Origin of the sequence: Nitrospirillum amazonense (assembly GCF_007828045.1) — a bacterium.
GTDB classification, from domain to species: domain Bacteria; phylum Pseudomonadota; class Alphaproteobacteria; order Azospirillales; family Azospirillaceae; genus Nitrospirillum; species Nitrospirillum amazonense_C.
In genome coordinates this window covers 205,980-221,712 of the sequence record NZ_VITN01000009.1, presented here as the reverse complement: position 1 = coordinate 221,712, position 15,733 = coordinate 205,980, and the positions used below count along the sequence as shown (strand labels likewise).

Annotated in this window: 18 protein-coding genes and 1 pseudogene; 11 read left to right on the top strand and 8 right to left on the bottom strand. The window is 60.5% G+C overall.

What is annotated here, in order from left to right; translation table 11 throughout:
- Positions 1–7: 7 nt before the first annotated feature.
- The 3 genes from FBZ89_RS16260 to FBZ89_RS16250 all read left to right on the top strand — a co-directional run bounded on the left by FBZ89_RS16260 (position 8) and on the right by FBZ89_RS16250 (position 2,762).
- Complete coding sequence (locus FBZ89_RS16260) at positions 8–715, top strand: hypothetical protein (protein WP_145750986.1); 708 nt, start codon at positions 8–10, stop codon at positions 713–715.
- The gene (locus tag FBZ89_RS16255; RefSeq protein WP_145750985.1) at positions 712–981 is read left to right on the top strand and encodes a hypothetical protein; all 270 of its coding nucleotides are present in this window, start codon (positions 712–714) and stop codon (positions 979–981) included. The genes FBZ89_RS16260 and FBZ89_RS16255 overlap by 4 nt, the downstream gene beginning before the upstream one ends.
- Before the next feature lie 1,415 nt (positions 982–2,396).
- Entirely contained in the window at positions 2,397–2,762 is a 366-nt protein-coding gene (locus tag FBZ89_RS16250) for a hypothetical protein (RefSeq protein ID WP_145750984.1), read from the top strand.
- A gap of 344 nt (positions 2,763–3,106) precedes the next feature.
- Here FBZ89_RS16250 and FBZ89_RS16245 read toward each other — a convergent pair whose 3' ends face one another.
- The 3 genes from FBZ89_RS16245 to FBZ89_RS16235 form a co-directional block, all read right to left on the bottom strand.
- Complete coding sequence (locus FBZ89_RS16245; protein WP_145750983.1) at positions 3,107–3,691, bottom strand: DNA/RNA non-specific endonuclease; 585 nt, start codon at positions 3,689–3,691, stop codon at positions 3,107–3,109.
- Positions 3,688–3,984, bottom strand: a complete 297-nt coding sequence (locus FBZ89_RS16240) for a plasmid mobilization protein (protein ID WP_145750982.1) — start codon at positions 3,982–3,984, stop codon at positions 3,688–3,690. Before FBZ89_RS16240 ends, FBZ89_RS16245 begins: the two co-directional genes overlap by 4 nt.
- 127 nt (positions 3,985–4,111) lie before the next feature.
- Complete coding sequence (locus FBZ89_RS16235) at positions 4,112–4,381, bottom strand: helix-turn-helix domain-containing protein (protein WP_186457398.1); 270 nt, start codon at positions 4,379–4,381, stop codon at positions 4,112–4,114.
- Positions 4,382–4,581: 200 nt separating this feature from the next.
- Between FBZ89_RS16235 and FBZ89_RS16230 the strand changes: the two genes are divergently transcribed.
- From FBZ89_RS16230 to FBZ89_RS16210, 5 genes are all read left to right on the top strand, one after another.
- Positions 4,582–5,145 carry a hypothetical protein gene (locus tag FBZ89_RS16230; RefSeq protein ID WP_145750980.1) on the top strand — a complete coding sequence of 188 codons (564 nt, stop codon included), beginning with the start codon at positions 4,582–4,584 and terminating at the stop codon, positions 5,143–5,145.
- Between the two features lie 105 nt (positions 5,146–5,250).
- Positions 5,251–5,769, top strand: a complete 519-nt coding sequence (locus FBZ89_RS16225) for a hypothetical protein (RefSeq protein WP_145750979.1) — start codon at positions 5,251–5,253, stop codon at positions 5,767–5,769.
- Between the two features lie 78 nt (positions 5,770–5,847).
- Positions 5,848–6,978: a DUF3800 domain-containing protein gene (locus FBZ89_RS16220; RefSeq protein ID WP_145750978.1), complete on the top strand. Its 1,131-nt coding sequence runs from the start codon at positions 5,848–5,850 to the stop codon at positions 6,976–6,978.
- Positions 6,979–8,333: 1,355 nt separating this feature from the next.
- Entirely contained in the window at positions 8,334–8,744 is a 411-nt protein-coding gene (locus FBZ89_RS16215; protein WP_145750977.1) for a helix-turn-helix domain-containing protein, read from the top strand.
- A 4-nt stretch (positions 8,745–8,748) separates the two neighbouring features.
- Positions 8,749–9,159 (top strand): hypothetical protein, encoded by a 411-nt coding sequence (locus tag FBZ89_RS16210; protein ID WP_145750976.1) that lies wholly within the window; start codon positions 8,749–8,751, stop codon positions 9,157–9,159.
- 19 nt (positions 9,160–9,178) lie between these two features.
- On the opposite strand, the gene FBZ89_RS30920 is transcribed toward FBZ89_RS16210, so the two are convergent.
- Entirely contained in the window at positions 9,179–9,472 is a 294-nt protein-coding gene (locus tag FBZ89_RS30920; protein WP_186457397.1) for a DUF6471 domain-containing protein, read from the bottom strand.
- 108 nt (positions 9,473–9,580) lie between these two features.
- On the opposite strand from FBZ89_RS30920, the gene FBZ89_RS16205 reads away from it, so the two are divergent.
- Both FBZ89_RS16205 and FBZ89_RS16200 read left to right on the top strand, forming a co-directional pair.
- A complete protein-coding gene (locus FBZ89_RS16205) occupies positions 9,581–10,564 on the top strand; it encodes an IS1595 family transposase (protein ID WP_186457396.1) in 984 nt (327 codons plus the stop codon).
- Positions 10,558–10,791: a hypothetical protein gene (locus FBZ89_RS16200; protein ID WP_145750974.1), complete on the top strand. Its 234-nt coding sequence runs from the start codon at positions 10,558–10,560 to the stop codon at positions 10,789–10,791. Before FBZ89_RS16205 ends, FBZ89_RS16200 begins: the two co-directional genes overlap by 7 nt.
- Positions 10,792–11,602: 811 nt before the next feature.
- Here FBZ89_RS16200 and FBZ89_RS16195 read toward each other — a convergent pair.
- Both FBZ89_RS16195 and FBZ89_RS16190 read right to left on the bottom strand, forming a co-directional pair.
- Positions 11,603–11,971 carry a hypothetical protein gene (locus FBZ89_RS16195; RefSeq protein WP_145750973.1) on the bottom strand — a complete coding sequence of 123 codons (369 nt, stop codon included), beginning with the start codon at positions 11,969–11,971 and terminating at the stop codon, positions 11,603–11,605.
- A 159-nt stretch (positions 11,972–12,130) separates the two neighbouring features.
- A pseudogene (locus tag FBZ89_RS16190) lies at positions 12,131–12,730 on the bottom strand (magnesium chelatase domain-containing protein); the annotation flags it as partial.
- 144 nt (positions 12,731–12,874) lie between these two features.
- Here FBZ89_RS16190 and FBZ89_RS16185 point away from each other — a divergent pair.
- Positions 12,875–13,372, top strand: coding sequence for a helix-turn-helix domain-containing protein (locus FBZ89_RS16185; protein ID WP_145750971.1), 498 nt, complete (start codon positions 12,875–12,877; stop codon positions 13,370–13,372).
- On the opposite strand, the gene FBZ89_RS16180 is transcribed toward FBZ89_RS16185, so the two are convergent.
- Together FBZ89_RS16180 and FBZ89_RS16175 are read right to left on the bottom strand one after the other, a co-directional pair.
- Complete coding sequence (locus FBZ89_RS16180) at positions 13,369–14,301, bottom strand: replication protein RepA (RefSeq protein WP_004274244.1); 933 nt, start codon at positions 14,299–14,301, stop codon at positions 13,369–13,371. The genes FBZ89_RS16185 and FBZ89_RS16180 overlap by 4 nt on opposite strands.
- A gap of 666 nt (positions 14,302–14,967) precedes the next feature.
- On the bottom strand, positions 14,968–15,612 hold the full coding sequence (locus tag FBZ89_RS16175) for a tetratricopeptide repeat protein (protein WP_145750970.1): 645 nt from the start codon (positions 15,610–15,612) through the stop codon (positions 14,968–14,970).
- Positions 15,613–15,733: the final 121 nt, after the last annotated feature.

The window sequence follows — 15,733 nt, the reverse complement described above, 5'->3', positions numbered from 1 at the left end:
CCCAGACATGAGCGCGACCGCGGACAACCAGGCAATGGAAGCCGAGCTTGACCGGCAGCTTGTGCAAGGTGCCCAGCGCATCGTGACGGATGCCGTGGGTCAGCGAGTAGACCAACGCACCATGCCTGTGGGTCGAGTCCCGGCCGGCATGAGTCTGGTGCAGTTCTGGCGCCTGGACACCCCGCTGGATGGTGTCTCCACGCGGTACAACGATCCACTGGTGCAGCACCTTCTTCAGGACATGCTCTCGGTGCGGCGTCTGGATCCGGGTGCGCTCTATGCGCTCCTGACCAGGATCAAGACCCAGCTGGTGACAGCGTACGGCCCAGCCCAAGGTGGTTGGATGGCCGCCATGCTGATGTCCCGATGCCGTCAGGCGATCGAAAGCCCGGAGGACTTCCCGCCGCTGCTCTCCGACGACGAGTTGCGGGAGGCTTTCAAGACTTATGACCGTCTGGCCAAGGTCTTCCATTATGGCGACGCCCTCAGACAGGGGGCGCTGGGGGAGGGCACGCGCCGAAAGGTCATGCAATACGGCAGGAGCCCGGTAATCCTCAAAGACATGTACACCGAGTTGACCAAGGGGCCAGCCATACCCATCGCCGCGATGTATTACTTTATCGGCTATATCCTGAGTACGGGCGAGAAGTACAATGCCGCTCGGAATCTCAGCTATCGAGATGAGCTGAACCGGCGGAACCTGGCGCTCCCATGACCTCCACGATTGAACCCCAGCAACGCAATCCGAAGGTCCGCCGCGTCTACCTGGTGCTCTGGGGGCTGGGCCTAGCCATCTATCTCTCCAGCCTGTTCATAGATCATTCTACGCCATTGTCCGGGGGCGCCCAGTTGCTGGGCAGCGCGATCTTGCCGATCGGGTTCCTGCTGTCCGTGGTCACCGCGCGCCGGCCATTGTTGAGCGGCGGGCTGTGGGTGGCCTCTGCGCTTGGCCAACTGGCGTTCGCCCTGGCCTGCCGCTGAAGCAATCCCCAGCCCCCGGGCCTGGTGGATGCGCGTGAGGCGCGGTGCCGGACAGCATCGACGCTTGGAGGTTTCTGTAAAGCGTAGTCGGCCTGGGCTTTGCCGCGGTTCTGGCCCCGTGGTGGCCATCAAGGCATGGGCCATCAATCGCCCGCTGCGCACCAGGCCGACGCGAGCTTCAGGGGGTGGCTAATTCAGGCGATAGCAGCGACTGGCGCCGGTTCGATCGTCGACGCGGGGTTCGTTCACCACGAGTTCGCACATCGCCCATCGCCGATCGTTCCTTAAGATCATACCGATAGTCGGCGAGCCTGACGTTACCACCCACCCGCTGGACAACAACTTCTCCAAAGACTCCGTCATTGGCTCAGCCATGGTTGGCAGTCTTTTTGGTATTGGATCGGCGTGCGCTGCCATAGAAAATGGCGCAGAAATCAAGAATATGGAAAAGATAATGGAAATAGCCTTCACGTTGCACCTTTCATTCTTAGAGACCGGGTAAATTAAGGACGCGCACAACAAGCGCAGAGCCCGCGTCCATAGACAATGTAAGGATTTATGCTCATTGCATATTCACTATTACTGTCAAATTCTGACGTGGGTGAAGTGGATCAGTTGAGCATGATGGTTCAGCGGAGACGTCATAGATGCGATTGTCAGAGCCCTTAAGCTGCCTCCACGTAATGCATCGCCGGTCAGATGACATGTCGCCAACTAGGCTCCACCCAAGTTGGTCCCATGGCCTATCGGGGCTCTCCCCAATAAAGAGGATCGGCGCAACCACATCCTCTCCTCCCCCGAGAAACGCGCCACCACCGCCAAGAATAACATGGACCTCCTGAACATTTTGCCCAGCACTCGACGTGTCGCACATCAGAACAGACGCACCAAACGTCGCAGCAACGAGTCGCGTTAATTTTCTTAAAGGTTTATGCAAAGCGGCACTCCATCGATTTCTTGCCTTCTTGCAACAGGATTAACTCCCTGCCGGCAACAAACAATAGATGAGGGCTTCGCTCCCCATGATCGGCGAGCAAGGAACGGCGAACGACTACGGGTGTAGTAAGACATTACAGATTTGGCCATCCCGATGGGTGTCCGTCGTCGTGGTTGCTCGGGCGGGCGTCGCGACAGCTTGTTAGCCAATCCCGACTCCGTCAGCCAGTGGATGGTCCGCCACTGCCTCCACCTTTTACCTCGCCCGATCATCCGCCTGGATCGCGCTCGTCAGTTGCTGGCTGTCGATGCCAGGCGGTGTGGGCGGTACGTCGAGGAGGAGGATCACCCCAGAGGTGGCTCACTGCAAGCACGGCCATCCCTTGGACGGGCTCAGCATGCGAGCGATCCCCTCTTTGATTGCCGATGGGAGCGATATACAACCAGAGCCCCATTCATCGACGCTGAAGGAATGATAGATGACGCGGGCTCTTATTGCCGTTGTGCTGGCCGCCGGCACCTCTCTCTTTGCCTTGACGGGGGCTGGACAGGCTGAGCCCTCTTCTGCTGCTCCGGCGGGCCGCTATCAGCTTCTCTATACCGGCAAGTTCACCAACCAGGTGGCCGAGGTTTATCGGATCGACACCCAGACGGGCCAACGATGGTTCCTGGCGGAGGGAACCCACTGGGTGCCAGCCGATCCAGTAGCCCCAGGCCACTATCAGGTCTTAAGCACCGGATTCACCCGGAATGGCGAGTCGGAGGTGCTCATGATCAACGCCGAGACGGGCGAGACATGGCGCAGGAAAGGCAACGACTGGATCCGCATCCCGTTTCCAGGTTGATGAGATCGGCGCGGCGGGGCCTTCTCAGCCGCGCTTGCGGCTCGCCTGAATTGGGCGGCTGCCTCCGCTGCCGGCTCGCGCTGGGTGGCTTGGCGGCCATCGGCTCCTAACCGTCAACGCACCTGGCAGGCTGCATGCTTGCGCTCTTGAAACGCCTCCGTGTCGGCGGGCCAAACCACGCCGACAGCAGCCCGGTCCACGCCGGCAGGCAATGGCAGCGTAAGCCCAGCTGCAGCTTCTACCTGAGCGATCGATACCGCGTAAGGGGCCAGGTCGCCTTTCGGCGTGGCCTCGTTCCTCATGATGAACGCGGCGGTCTGCCCGGAGCTATCCACCACCACCTTCTAATACGCCGCGGGCACGCCCACCGCATCGGCGCCGATGGTTGTGATGGGGTCCGCCCAGATGGGGCCGTCCATCACGACCAGCGGTCCCCGCGTCAGCGCCCACGCTCGTGTCACTTCCTCCAGCCGCTCCCATTCCCACTGATTCAGGTGAGACGCCTGGGGGCTCATGTTCGACAGATAGAAGCTCTCTCGTTGAACTTGGGCATCCCACTCGAAATCCGAGTTGGGGGCCATGTGACCCCGGTCGTACACCCCGGCATGCCCCTTGTAGTCGGCCAGCTCGGCCCGGTGACCAGCAGGGAGATCAGGGTCCGGTGCGAACGAGTCTTTGCGCGGAAGGCACCCCAACGCGTGTTCCGCCGTCAGCGACCAGGACACGAAGTCCGGCACCAGCTTCACGTCATCGTGCAGAGCGACATAGGCCCGGTGGCAAAGGGTCGTGATCGGCGGCTCCGTTCCCGCCCATTGAGGTGCTCCCCAGGGGGCCTGGGCCTGGCAAGCGTCTGGGATTTCCGCCGCGCCTGGTGCTCCGCATATGCTCAGCCAGGCCAGAACAGCCAAGCCCGCCACATATTTGGTCATGCAACGTCCCAGGGCGCCGGTTGGGCGATATCGAGGCGGTGTAGCGTGGCGTCCAGAGCAGCCATGGCGGCGTCGAGATCGGCTTCCATGCCGGCGATAAGCCGGTCGACCTGAGCAAGTGCGTGGGCAGGCACCCCGGAGTTATCATCAAGAGCGCGGAGGCGCAGATAGGCGCTGACGGAGAGGCCGGCGGCGCTCGCCTTGGCGGTGATGGTTGAACTTTCCTCTTCGCTGACCAGGGCGCTGACGCGGGTGGTCCGCGCCTGGGAGGGAGGTGTTGTGGGCAGGGCCATGAGCGGGCTCCTTGGCGTGATGACCAAGCCCATATTGGCACATCTGCCGGCGCGCATTCAGGGGTGATTGTCCGAGCCCAACGCCGCCGGCCGGACACGAAGCCCGGCTCAGCCAGCAGGGCTATTCCTACTGGTGCATCGACTCGTCTTTGACGGATTTTAGCCAGTTGAACTGGCTCAGGAATGCCCCCGGTTCGCACCGTAAGGCGACGCAATACCGAACGAAATCCAGGACATCCAAGAGGACGTCCAAGCGCTCATACCGGGAGATCAGCGACTGGGTGGTGCCCATACGGTCGGCGACGTCAACCTGGGTAAGGCCCCGGCGCTTTCGCTCAGCGACCAGCGCTTTAACGACAGCTGCATATTCCGGGTCAAAACGGTCCTTGTTCGCCAAGCCAAACTCCCCCTGGGCCTGGACAGGGGGTAGCTTACTCGCTGCAAAATGCATGATGTACATAGACACGTTGTGTCTTATCCTGATGCGGCCGCACGCTGCGTCTGGGACGCCGTGCGCTGGTATCCCCCGACGCCGGGGCAAGGAACGTCTACGCCGCCCCCGGGGACCATCCCGGGGCCTGTCCACCGGAGCCCGGCATGTCCTTCACCTCTCCTCACCCTGAAGATCGGGCGGCTACCCTGGGCAGCAACCCACTTACCACCTGCGGCTGGATGTTGGGCGGGGCTATCCTCGCCATGTTGGCCGGGCCTTCGTTGGGAGGATTCGGGGGCCTGCTCTTCCTCGGCGGCCTGTTCATGGTGGTGGCGTCGCTCTGGTGTGGTCTCCGCGCGATGTTCGGCACCCAGTTCTACAAAGCCGCCCACCACCTGGTCGCAACGGGTCAGTTCACGCCCACCTGGACCTACCGGTCATTCATGTGCGCAGGGGGCGGCATCCTGATGGTGGATGAGCCTGGCCGGCGCGTTCACCTCGGGGGCGACACCTTCGCCTTCGCCGACGTGAAAGGAATCTCGTACACCTCCTTCGTTGGCCCCGGCGCTCCATCGGATGGGGAGGTCTCCATCATCCGGAACGGCGGCATGACCCCCGTCCGCGTGCTGCGCATTCCGCGGGCTGATGTGGCGCAGGTCGCCCATCGGCTGGCCAACTGCATCGGTGGTTTGGAAGCCACCGTCGTTCCGCATCACAGGCAGGCGTAACAGCCTCGACGCCCCGCAAGGTTCCGTCTTGCCGGTCGATGCGGTGGGGCAGACACTGCCTGTGTTTTTGGATTGCGGTGAACCTCTCAGCCAGCGGCCCCGGTCATGATCGCCTTTCTTGACATCGAGGCGTCCAGCCTCGACTCGGGCAGTTACCCCATTGAGGTTGGCTGGGCCATACCTGGCCGCCAGATCGAGAGCTACCTGATCCTCCCCCACCCGGATTGGACGGACTGGGACCCGGCTGCGCAAGGCGTGCACGGGCTTTCCAGGCAGACGTTGTTCAGCGACGGTACGGCGGGCCCAGCGGTGTTGGCGCGGCTGTCGCGCAGCCTGGTGGGGCTGACAGTCTACAGCGACGCGCCGGCGGAAGATGGATACTGGCTAGGGCGGCTTTGCCAGGCTTGTGGTCAGCCCCAGCCTTTCCTCCTGCACGACGCGGAAATGCTCTTTCAGGAGATGGCGGCTGCCGCAGGCCGGGACCTGGAAGCGGCCCGGCTGGAAGTGGGGCACCAGTTCCCGATCCGCCATCGGGCTGCGCCGGACGTCGCCTATCTAAGCGCCCTGTGGACCAGGTTAGGGAGCGGAAGAAAGGCTATTAATCAAAGAACGCGACTCCAATAGTGTGGTAAAATGTAAACTAGAATCACAGCGGTTGATGGAAATCCGATAAGATTGTGGCTTAGGTGAGGATGACAAAGAATGAAGACGGTATTTAAATCTGAGGAAATGCTAAAAATGGTTGCGGCACGGCGTAATCTTTTTGCGCCGCTTAAGATATTTTACGACGAAAGTGAGAATTTTCGCAAAGTCCGTATTACTAACAACGGCTTCAACAATGACATCCGGAAAGCATTCGTTTTGGCCGGGATAGCGCTTCAACCTGGCCAGGAAGTGCCAAGTGAGGCCACATTGAGGTCCCTCACTATGATGCAGAGCAACATGCCGGAAATTAAGTTCGACTATATCGCAAATGGGACTTATGAGAATATTCTGAAATCTCGAAAACTCGAGGCCTTTCTGGCGCATTTGGTCGAAAAGAAGATTGTTGTACATTATTCGGTTATTGATTTGTTGTACTGGACGCTGGTTGATATCATCGATAATACAATTGGCCCAAACTGGGATCTGAAGAACGAGCTATTCCGAGGCGCCATACAGAGCAACGGTAAGATTACTGATCTCCTATACCGCTATGAATTTCCAGTTATACCAGATGGAAAGACCCAGGCGTTTTTATCAGAATTGAAAGATATATTGGCAGCTCTACAGCATCATCCTGATAATCCCCATCCTCCTGTTCTGATGGAGGCAATCGATATGATGATCGCGCATCCGGATATTGAGGACGCGTTTTTCTCCACGGGTACCAAGCATGAGGTGGTCGAAGGGCTCTCATCTCATTATTTTCACTGTGTCTACAAATTTCCCAAGGCAACACATCTATTTGACCGAGAGGTTGAAATAGAAGATGCCTTGTCAGATTTGGAGCTACAGGATAACGGGAATCCTGTGAATTTTTCGTTTTGTGATTCCAAATCCGAATTTGGCATTCAGATCGCGGATGTCATAGCTGGCCTTTTTTCCAGGCACTTCACATACTTGCGGTCTCTACCTATTTCCGAAATCCGTAGAAGGAAATCAGGGTTTTTTGCCATACAGAACCGTAATCTTGCTCTTATTAAGAAACTTGTTGATTACTCCGACGCCGTGAGTGACGGAACATGCCATGCAATTGTTCCACTGGACACCGCCGCGAAGAATAGATTGTTCTTGCATGATATTGATGAGCCGGAATTGTACGATGATTTTGTTTATGTAAATGGGTCATGATCTAATGTTGCTAGGGGTGGCTTGCATGCTACATCCCTTGATTGGCCGGCTGCCTTTCCCTCCCCCGCTCGCCGGTAGATATTTTTGCTGGGGGTCAAAGCACCTGCACGGCTAGGCCTTGGCTGCTGACCAGCGAATGCTAGCCGCGCTGACCATCTGGGGGCTCAGCCGGCAGGCCATCTGCTACGCAAGATGATGTGGATCGGTGGGCTGCTGGACGCGGCGCGCCGGTCGAGCAGCCTCAACGCAAGGGCCGCGGTTTGGACCGCCTGAGCCGTGGGCTGCACCGCCGCAGGCGCGGTCGCAGGAATGTCCTGAGGCGGAAGCCACAGTTTCCCTTGGTAGCTCAAGTCGGCGCAGTATTGCTTTGAGAAGAGCGGCGTTCGACTATTCCCACCCCAATGGCCCAATGAAACCAGGCACCTAACCCGCCCAATGAAATTGAATTGAGGGGAATTTTCGATTTAGCCAAGTAGGACTATCCTGTGGTAGCAAATTTCGGCGCCATCAGATCAGCGCAGATAGTAAGGTGGCGAGAACAGGTCCGCCCTTTGCCTGTTAGCCCTCAGGCCGAAACTTGAATTGCGATTCGCCAAGAAGTCTGTTGTATTGATGGCGTGCGGCCGGCCGGGCCGCGTCCCCACCAAATGGTGCGCGATGGTCTAGCGAATACATGGGCGCCGATAGCATGATGCCCCGCCGCAGAGCGGCAGGGCATCAAGGATGATGCGGGTGCTACAACACCCCTCATCCGGGCAAAGCGGCGATGGCACAACCACAATCCACACTTGCTGGCAGAGAATGCCACAAGGCCGCCCTATTGTCTAGGGTGTGCCAATCCTCTTCCAGTCATTGTGGACTAAACCCAAGGGAAACCAAATGGGAACAGTCCCCTATGACGTGCGAGGCCGCACGCCACTACTTACTCCGATTTCAGTCTTTATTGTTTTTCGGCTACCGCACGGGTAGGCCGCTATGAAGCCTCCCGTGCTCCCCTACAAACGAATAGCCGCTGAATGGCGGGCTGCTGCGGCTCACCTGTCTGCGGCCGCCGCTCGGTTCGAGGCCCTTGCTCAACTGGGCGCTCCGCCTCCCGAAATTACCGCCGGCACGGTGCCTGTGCGCTATCGGCGAACGCGGCAGAAATGCCAAGAGCCCATCCTGCAGCTGCTCGCCTCGGCGCCAGGGCCAATGTCCTTGGACGAGATCATGGCAGGGCTCCAACAGCAGGGCCTCACGTCCCTGCCGAAGTCCGTAAAGGCCGCGCTGTGCCGGCTCGAGCTTCGTCGTGCGGTTCAGGTCGTGGGCCGAGGTCACTACCAGCTGGGCCCAGCCTCCAAAGATCGGAGGACGCCATGATCAACGTGGAACTGGTCCGTAGGAAGCTGGAAGAGACCCGTACCGCCGTAGTCCACCAGTCGGGCTACGCGGCCGCCTTAGTCTGGGTCCTGGAGGAGGCAGGCGGCGTGCCGGTGGGCGACGCGGCGGCCGCCCCCGTTGCTACGGAAGCGCCAACGGCGCCGAAGAAGCTGCCTCGGCAGCGAACCCCATACACGAAGTATGTGCTGGCCATAATCGACAAGGCCGGCGGCCCGTTGACCCCGCTCGAGATATGCAACGAGCTGAAGGCCCGGGGGGTGACGATTTCCGAGGAAGAGTGCCTTCGGGTCTTGCGGCGTCTAACCAGCGCCGGCCTGCTCACAGAAGAGGGGGCAGGATTCGAAGACGCTCCGGAGGGCGGAGAGCCCAATGGCACCGAAAGCTGATGCCATGGCCACGATTGAATCAAAGGCGACTGCCGCCCGCCAGGCGGCGGAAGATGCCGCCTGGGAGGAAATCATCGCCGCTGGTCAGTTTGCCGCTGGCGTCGCTGACGGCTTGGCCTGGGTGGCACGCCACGCCTGGACGCCTGGGAAGGAGGAGGCAGTGCTACCCCCGCCCGAGCCCGAAGCCCCCCGAACTGCGGCGCGCTATCGCGACCCAACGCCGACTCAGCGGCCGCTCATCGACATCATGCGGCGTGAGGCCAGGCCGCTATCGATCACAACCCTCATGACCCTCGCGCGGGCCGAAGGCCATGACCTCATCCGGCCGACGGTCAAAGACGTGCTGAAGCGCTTACACAGCCGCGGTGACGTCAAACTCTTACCCAATGGCAGATGGCTCTTGGTCCACCTGTGAGGAGAATGCCATGCCTGGATTAGCTATCCCCGGCTTCAGTGTCGGCGCGCTTCTCTGGAAGGAACTTCGCCACTTCCTCAAGGGTGACTCCGGGGAGACCAATCGCCGCCAGCAGGGCGAGGAAGAAGCCGGGGTCATACATGCTGCGCCGAACCTTGTTCCCCAGCGCCACCCGTTCCTTGGGCTCGCCGGCGAAGCTGGGGGGCTGGGCGATGTCGGAGTAATCCACCCGCCGCTGAGCCATGGCGTGGCGCAGGAAGCGGAAGAGCGCCTCCCGCCACTGGTCTTCGGTAACGTGTCGCAGATCGGTCAAGGGATGCTCCCGTTAAATTCGGCGCCATCATATGGGATGGCGTTTCCTGTTGCAACGCGCTCACCCGAGGGGTATAACGCCATCATATACGATGGCGATGAACCGAAGATGCGCAAGCAGGGAACCCACTTTCTGAAGTCAGCGAGGCGCGCGACCTGGTCGCTGTGGAGCGTCGCTGAGATGACGGAAGAAGAGGCCTACGAGCGTTTCCTGAAGCACCGGTGGCCGCGAACGGGCGGGACGCCAGTCTGCCGGTACTGCAAGTGTGAGAGGTGCTACACCATCACCACCAGGCGGATATTCAAGTGCTCCGCCTGCCGCCGGACCTTCTCGGTGACGGCCGGCACGCCATTCAATTCAAGAAAGCTGCCCTTCAAGCGAATCATCGCGGAGATCACGACGTTTGTGCTCAATGCCAAGGGAGTCAGCGCCATCCAAGCATCCCGGACGGTGGGGCTGAACACCAAGACGTCGTTTGTTTTCAACCACAAAATCCGCGAGACGATCGCTCGCAGGCGCGGCGACCTGGTTTTGTCCGGTGAGGTGGAGGAGGATGCCGCGTATTATGGCGGGCACGTCCGCCCTGGAAACACCGGCCGGGAGGGGCTGCGGCCCGACAAGAAGCAACCCAAGAAGTTGCCCAAGAAGAAGGCGGTCTTGGTGTTGCGGGAACGGGGCGGGAATACCGTGACCGTGGTGATAGAAAGCGAAACCACCGAGGAAATCCTGGCGGCGAGCGCTAAGCACGTCGCTCCGGGCAGCGTGATTTATACCGACGAGCACAAGGCCTACGGCGCGTTGCACGCCCGCTACCAAACCCATCACATCAATCACCGCCTCGAGTACGCCAATGGCCGGATCCACACCAACGGCGCGGAGGGGTTTCACTCCCGCATGCGCCGCGCCGAGATCGGCGTCTACCACCGGATCAGTTCGCACCTGCTAGGGCTGTACAGCGCGGAGATGGCCTACCGCGAGGATCGGCGCCGCGTGGATGACGCCAGCCAGGTCTGGGAAATCCTCGAAATGATGCTCGCGAGCCCCACCAGCCGCGTGTGGACGGGCCGGTGGCAGAAGATGGCGTGTTGCTGACGATGGAACGGACTGGACGAGAACGGCCGGCGCTGCGCGAGGTCTTCATCGTGGTCACCGACATGTCTGGCCGCCGGCACGCCCTGGCACCGAGCTTCATCGCCGGCATCTCCGACGCCGACGACACTGCCATGAACGCGTGTGTCACCCTGCGCACGGGCGCAGTGTTGCTGATTACCGAGTCGCTGGATGCGCTTATGAGCCGGTTGGGGGCTTGCCAACGCTAACCGACGGCATTTCGGCCAAACGATCCTCAACGTCACTTCGGAAAGCGCCAATCCGCCGTTTTGCGAAAAATAATGGCCATTTATTGCGATGCTTCCAGTATGCCTCCCACGCCCCGTCTTCAGCATGGATTTTTGCGATACGGAGATGCGCATTGGTCCCGAAAGGCACGATACTCCTCCATGCCCCCTGGTGGAGAAGCACGTTACTCGGATATGGCAGCGCCAAATCTTGCGCATCTTCCATTATTGGCCCATCCCACAAGAACGTTATTTTCGCTCCGTTCCCTTCAATATGTTGGTTCGTGTTATGCGGTTGTCCGGCTGCAAAGCAATTCAAGCCCGAGTCTGCAGCAAGAGGGTTCCTATAGCGAGGAACGAACCAAAGCGTATCCAATATGCTTAGGGCTGCGCCGAGCCCCGTATAGTGATATAATTCAGTCATGTTTATCTCCTGATATTTAATAGTTATTTATTATGTTAAAACGCGGTCCAATTGTAATTATCTCGCGCCTCATATCCGCATCGGAGACATTTTGCGCGCAGACCAGTTTGGTGGCTATCTTCCGTCTTCGACCACGGAAGCACGGACACTTCACCATAGCGCGTCCTACCGCAAACGCCCCGGCACACTATTTGTACTAACTTTTCCTTCGGCACATGTCGGGCGTAATCGGGTATAGGCATTTTCCCTCCATATGATCCGCAACTCGAGGCTCTGGAAAATTATTAAAGCTCTACGTTGATCTCATATGGCCTGCCGACCACCAGAATTCAACCTCACGTTTCTCTAGGGTGCTTTATAAACAGCGCTTTAGATCAGATGCCAGATCACCGCGCGGTTGGCGCCATGGCCACCGTCTCGCCCTGCCTTGCGAACCAACCCTTTCCGGAACTGGCCATTCAGGCCGGCATTGATCTTCCGCAGCAGGACCTGGAATTGCCGGGATGTCAGCCGCGGACCACCCTTTTTCTCGAGCATCACCTTGAGGATGTCCGTCGTCGAGAGGGCCGTATTCGCCTCCCTGAGGGCATCAAGCGCCATCAACGGCGCTTCGCCTGGACGGAAAATCTCATCAAAGGTAACGTGCTTCTTCGGCGTCACGGCCGCGAGATCCACCGAGGGATCCAGCAGATGTATCACCGCGTCCAGATGGTGAACGGCCTTCTCGCACTCAGCCATCTCATCCCGAAGTATCGCCATGTCTCGGAGGATGTCTCGGCGCTGATCAAGGAGTGCCGTTATTGTAGGGGACGTCATGCGGGCTCCTGCTATTGCAGAACTAGTCTATCGGTCCCCCGTCAGCCTTGCGATTTCGATTTGGGTGTTTTTGCGCCACCATTCCGCCGTCTCCTGCCCCTTGATGTCGGCCAGGTCCGGCAGGGCGCCGGGCTCATCCTCCTCCATCTTGGGCTGGGGGCGGGACAGCACTTGGGTGCCCTTGAAGTGATTGATCAGTTCCAGCAGGGTGCGGGGGGCCAGCACCTCCAGCTCCCCGGCCCAGGCGGCCTCCCCGCCGCAGGCCGCCGGGCAGATCAGCCCCCGGTCGGTGGCCACCGCGTGGATGGCGGCGGGCAGGGTGCCGGCCACGGCCGTCAGCGCGCCGTCCAGCGCCAGTTCGCCCAGGGCGCAGAAGCCCTTGATGTCCTCATCCGGCAGGATGCCCATGACAGTCAGCAGGGCGATGGCGATGGGCAGGTCGTAGTGCGACCCCTCCTTCTGCACGTCGGCCGGCGCCAGGTTCACGGTGATGTGCTTGGGCGGCAGGGCCAGGCCCAGGGCGTGCAGGGCCGCCCGCACCCGCTCCCGGCTTTCGGCCACCGCCTTGTCCGGCAGGCCCACCACGGTGAAGGCCACCTGCCCGCCTGACATCTGCACCTGGACGTCGATGTCCAGGACGTCCACCCCCTGGAAGGCCACCGTCGAAACCCGCGCTACCACCGGCCCCACCCCATCCCGCCTCTGCACGTGCGGGTAGTGTAGGGGCGGGATGGAGGATGCGCCAGGGGATGCGATCGGCTCTATTGATCCCAGATAGAGTTATGATATTATCACTTGTGAATTTTTCACAAACTGAGGAATGTCATGCAGCCCGAGCAATTACGAGCAGCCCGCAGCGCGCTCAATTGGAACTTGGATCGTCTAGCGGAGGAATCGGGGATTCATCGAAATACAATTTCGAACTTTGAAAATAGAAAGTACTCAGGAGAGAGTGTGACGATCAATATATTAAAGAATACTTTGCGTATGGCGGGGATAATTTTTATTGAAGAAAGTGAAAATGAATCGGCCGGTATTCGGATGCGTCGTTTTAGAGTGGGTGACAAGGTGAGTTTCCGGCCAAACTCTAGAGTGTCAGCGGGAATATCGCCTAGAGAAGTGGGGGATGTTGTAGAAGTCGAGCCACATCCGCCCGCCACGGGACCTACCTATCAAATCAAGGTTAAGTTTGACCAAAAAATTTTGCCATATATCTTCAGATATGAATTTGAGTTGAAGCAGCCTGCCCCAGACGATGGGGAAAATATTCAATCGGAAATGATCCGGCGACCGTATCTTCAGATAGTTGAAGATAATATTTAAGCGATCAGCGCCGCTTCCCTTCGCGCGATGGGCGGGCGCGACGGATGCAGGACGATGCCGTCGTCGGCGATCTCGACCTTGGCTTCGGGGTAAACGGCGGTGGCCAGGGCCAGGGCGTCCAGGAACACGGGCTTGAAGTGGCTGAGCTTGGCGTAGTGCTCGCCGAACTGGCGGCGCAGGGCGGCCCAGCGCACGGGCGTCGCCTGGTTCAGCACGTGCAGGCGGTAGGCCAGCCAGATGTAGACGTCGATGGCGGTGCTGCTGGCGCTGATGTGGCGCAGGGCCGCTTCGGAGACGGGGACGGCGTGCTGCTTCAGGCTGTCGTAGAAGCTCTCGTTCAACTCGATCACGTCCTGGAACAGGGCCACCTGGCGCTGGTCGGGGTTGGACTTGAACAGGATGGAATTGTTGACGAAGCCGGCGTTCTGCCGGGTGACCGAGGCGTCCGTCTCCCACAGGAATTGCAGGCTGCAGGCGGTGATGCGCTGCGCCTGTTCCATCACCAGGCGGTAGGTCTTGCCGCCGGGGCTCTCCCCCATGGCCTTCAGCCAGGAATGCCAGCTCTTGCCCAGCTCCACCTGGCGGGAATTGGTCTTCAGCGCCTCGGTCTGCAGGTACAGCAGGATCATGCGCGCCTTGGCGCCATAGGGCACGCCCACCAGGCTGCCGTCGGCGTGCCGGCCGCTCTGCACGATCAGGGTGCAGCGCCCGGTTTCCTTGCGGTGGTATTCCGGCTCCGGCCCCTTGTCGATGGAGCGGTGGGGCAGGCTGGTCAGGGCGAAGCCGGCATGGGTGATGCCCATGCTGTCCTCTTCCTGGGCCAGCATGGCGGCGGCCACGTCCACCAGGGCGCGACCGCTCTTGCTGGTCGCCATCTCGCGCGCCCGGTCCACGCCATGTTCCAGGATCAGACGGTGAATGTCGGCCATGGCGCCCTTCGCTCCCTGCCAGTCGGTTCGGTCGGTGTCGGTTGGTGTCGGTTGGTGGCCGGAGTGTTCCAAAGGCAAATCACTAAATCTAGGTCGGACTTTACCGGCCCCCGCTATTTGTGGGGTATTTGGAGTCTGTTATTTGAGGTGCCGGTTAAGTCCGGGAAATAATCCCGAGTCGGGCCGGTAGAGTCCGGCCCTCGGCCGGCAAGGTCCGGGGGAAAACTGTTCTTCCCATGCGGGCGGACCGCCCCGGCGCATCTTTTGGCCGGTAAAGTCCGGAGGAGACGCGCCCGAGTCTGTGGATAACTCTGACCTGGCCGGTAAAGTCCGAGCCGAATCGTGACGAATCGCCCCGCCGGGGATCGCGGGATCGACTCCGCCGGACTCGAAAGCGGTCGCGACTCGCCCCTGGATTCGGACTTTACCGGCCTTGCCGACGGAAGTCTGGGCCTTTCCGGCCGGCGGGATGGTTGAGGGAGGGGGGGCGGGTGGGCGCGGCCGCGGCTCAAATCCAGGCCCGCCGGGTCCACTCGGACTTTACCGGCCCCGACTTTGGGGCGGGGCTGTTCTGCCCCGGCGCTTTTTCCTGGACTCGGACTTTACCGGCCTTGGCCGGGCGGAACACGGACTTTACCGGCTTACGCCCGCCCGCCGTCACCGGGCTCAGGGTTGGCCGGAACAGACCGAGGCGAGAAAGTCGATCTCCAGTTCATCGCCATTGGCCTGGGCTTCCCGCGCGCAGCGGCAGGCCTGGGGCAAGTCGTTCTGGTTGGCGTAGACATAGGCTATCTGGGCGCGGGCGTTGTGGGCGGTGGGTGAGGCCGCCAGCGCCTCCCGCGATTGCGCCAGGCTTTCCTGGTAACGGTGTTGCATATCCAGATAGCGGGCGTAATCGACGTGCGACGACACGGTGTCGCGCGGTTGGGCCAGCGCCATCTGGAAATAGCGCTCCACCTCCGCCGCCGGGGCATTGCGCATGGCCAGGACGACGGCGAAGCCGTGATAGGGCTCCCCGCTTTGCGGGTCCAGCATCCAGGCCTGGTTGAAGCGGGTCATGGCGGCCACCAGATTGCCGCTGGCGAGATAGCGCCAGGCGTTCAGCACCACCCGTCGCGCCCCTTCCTCATGCGTGACGCCCAGCGCCTCGATGGAGGCGATGAACTTGGCGTCGGCCTGCTTCTGCTTTTCCGTCTTTTCCACGCCGCCATAGAGGGGCTGCTGGTTGATGGGCAGGTCGGCCGCCCGCCCCGGGGGGACGCCCGGGACGCAGGTCAGGATGAGAAGAAGGCGCAGCAGGCGAAGACGCATCGGCTAGGCTCCGCAAGGGGTTACCCTCCGGATGCCACAGGACCGCAATCACGGCGTGAATGGCCAGCCGGAAGCACCACCGGGTGCCGAATTCCAGAAGGACGGAAGGCGGGGCGGTTCC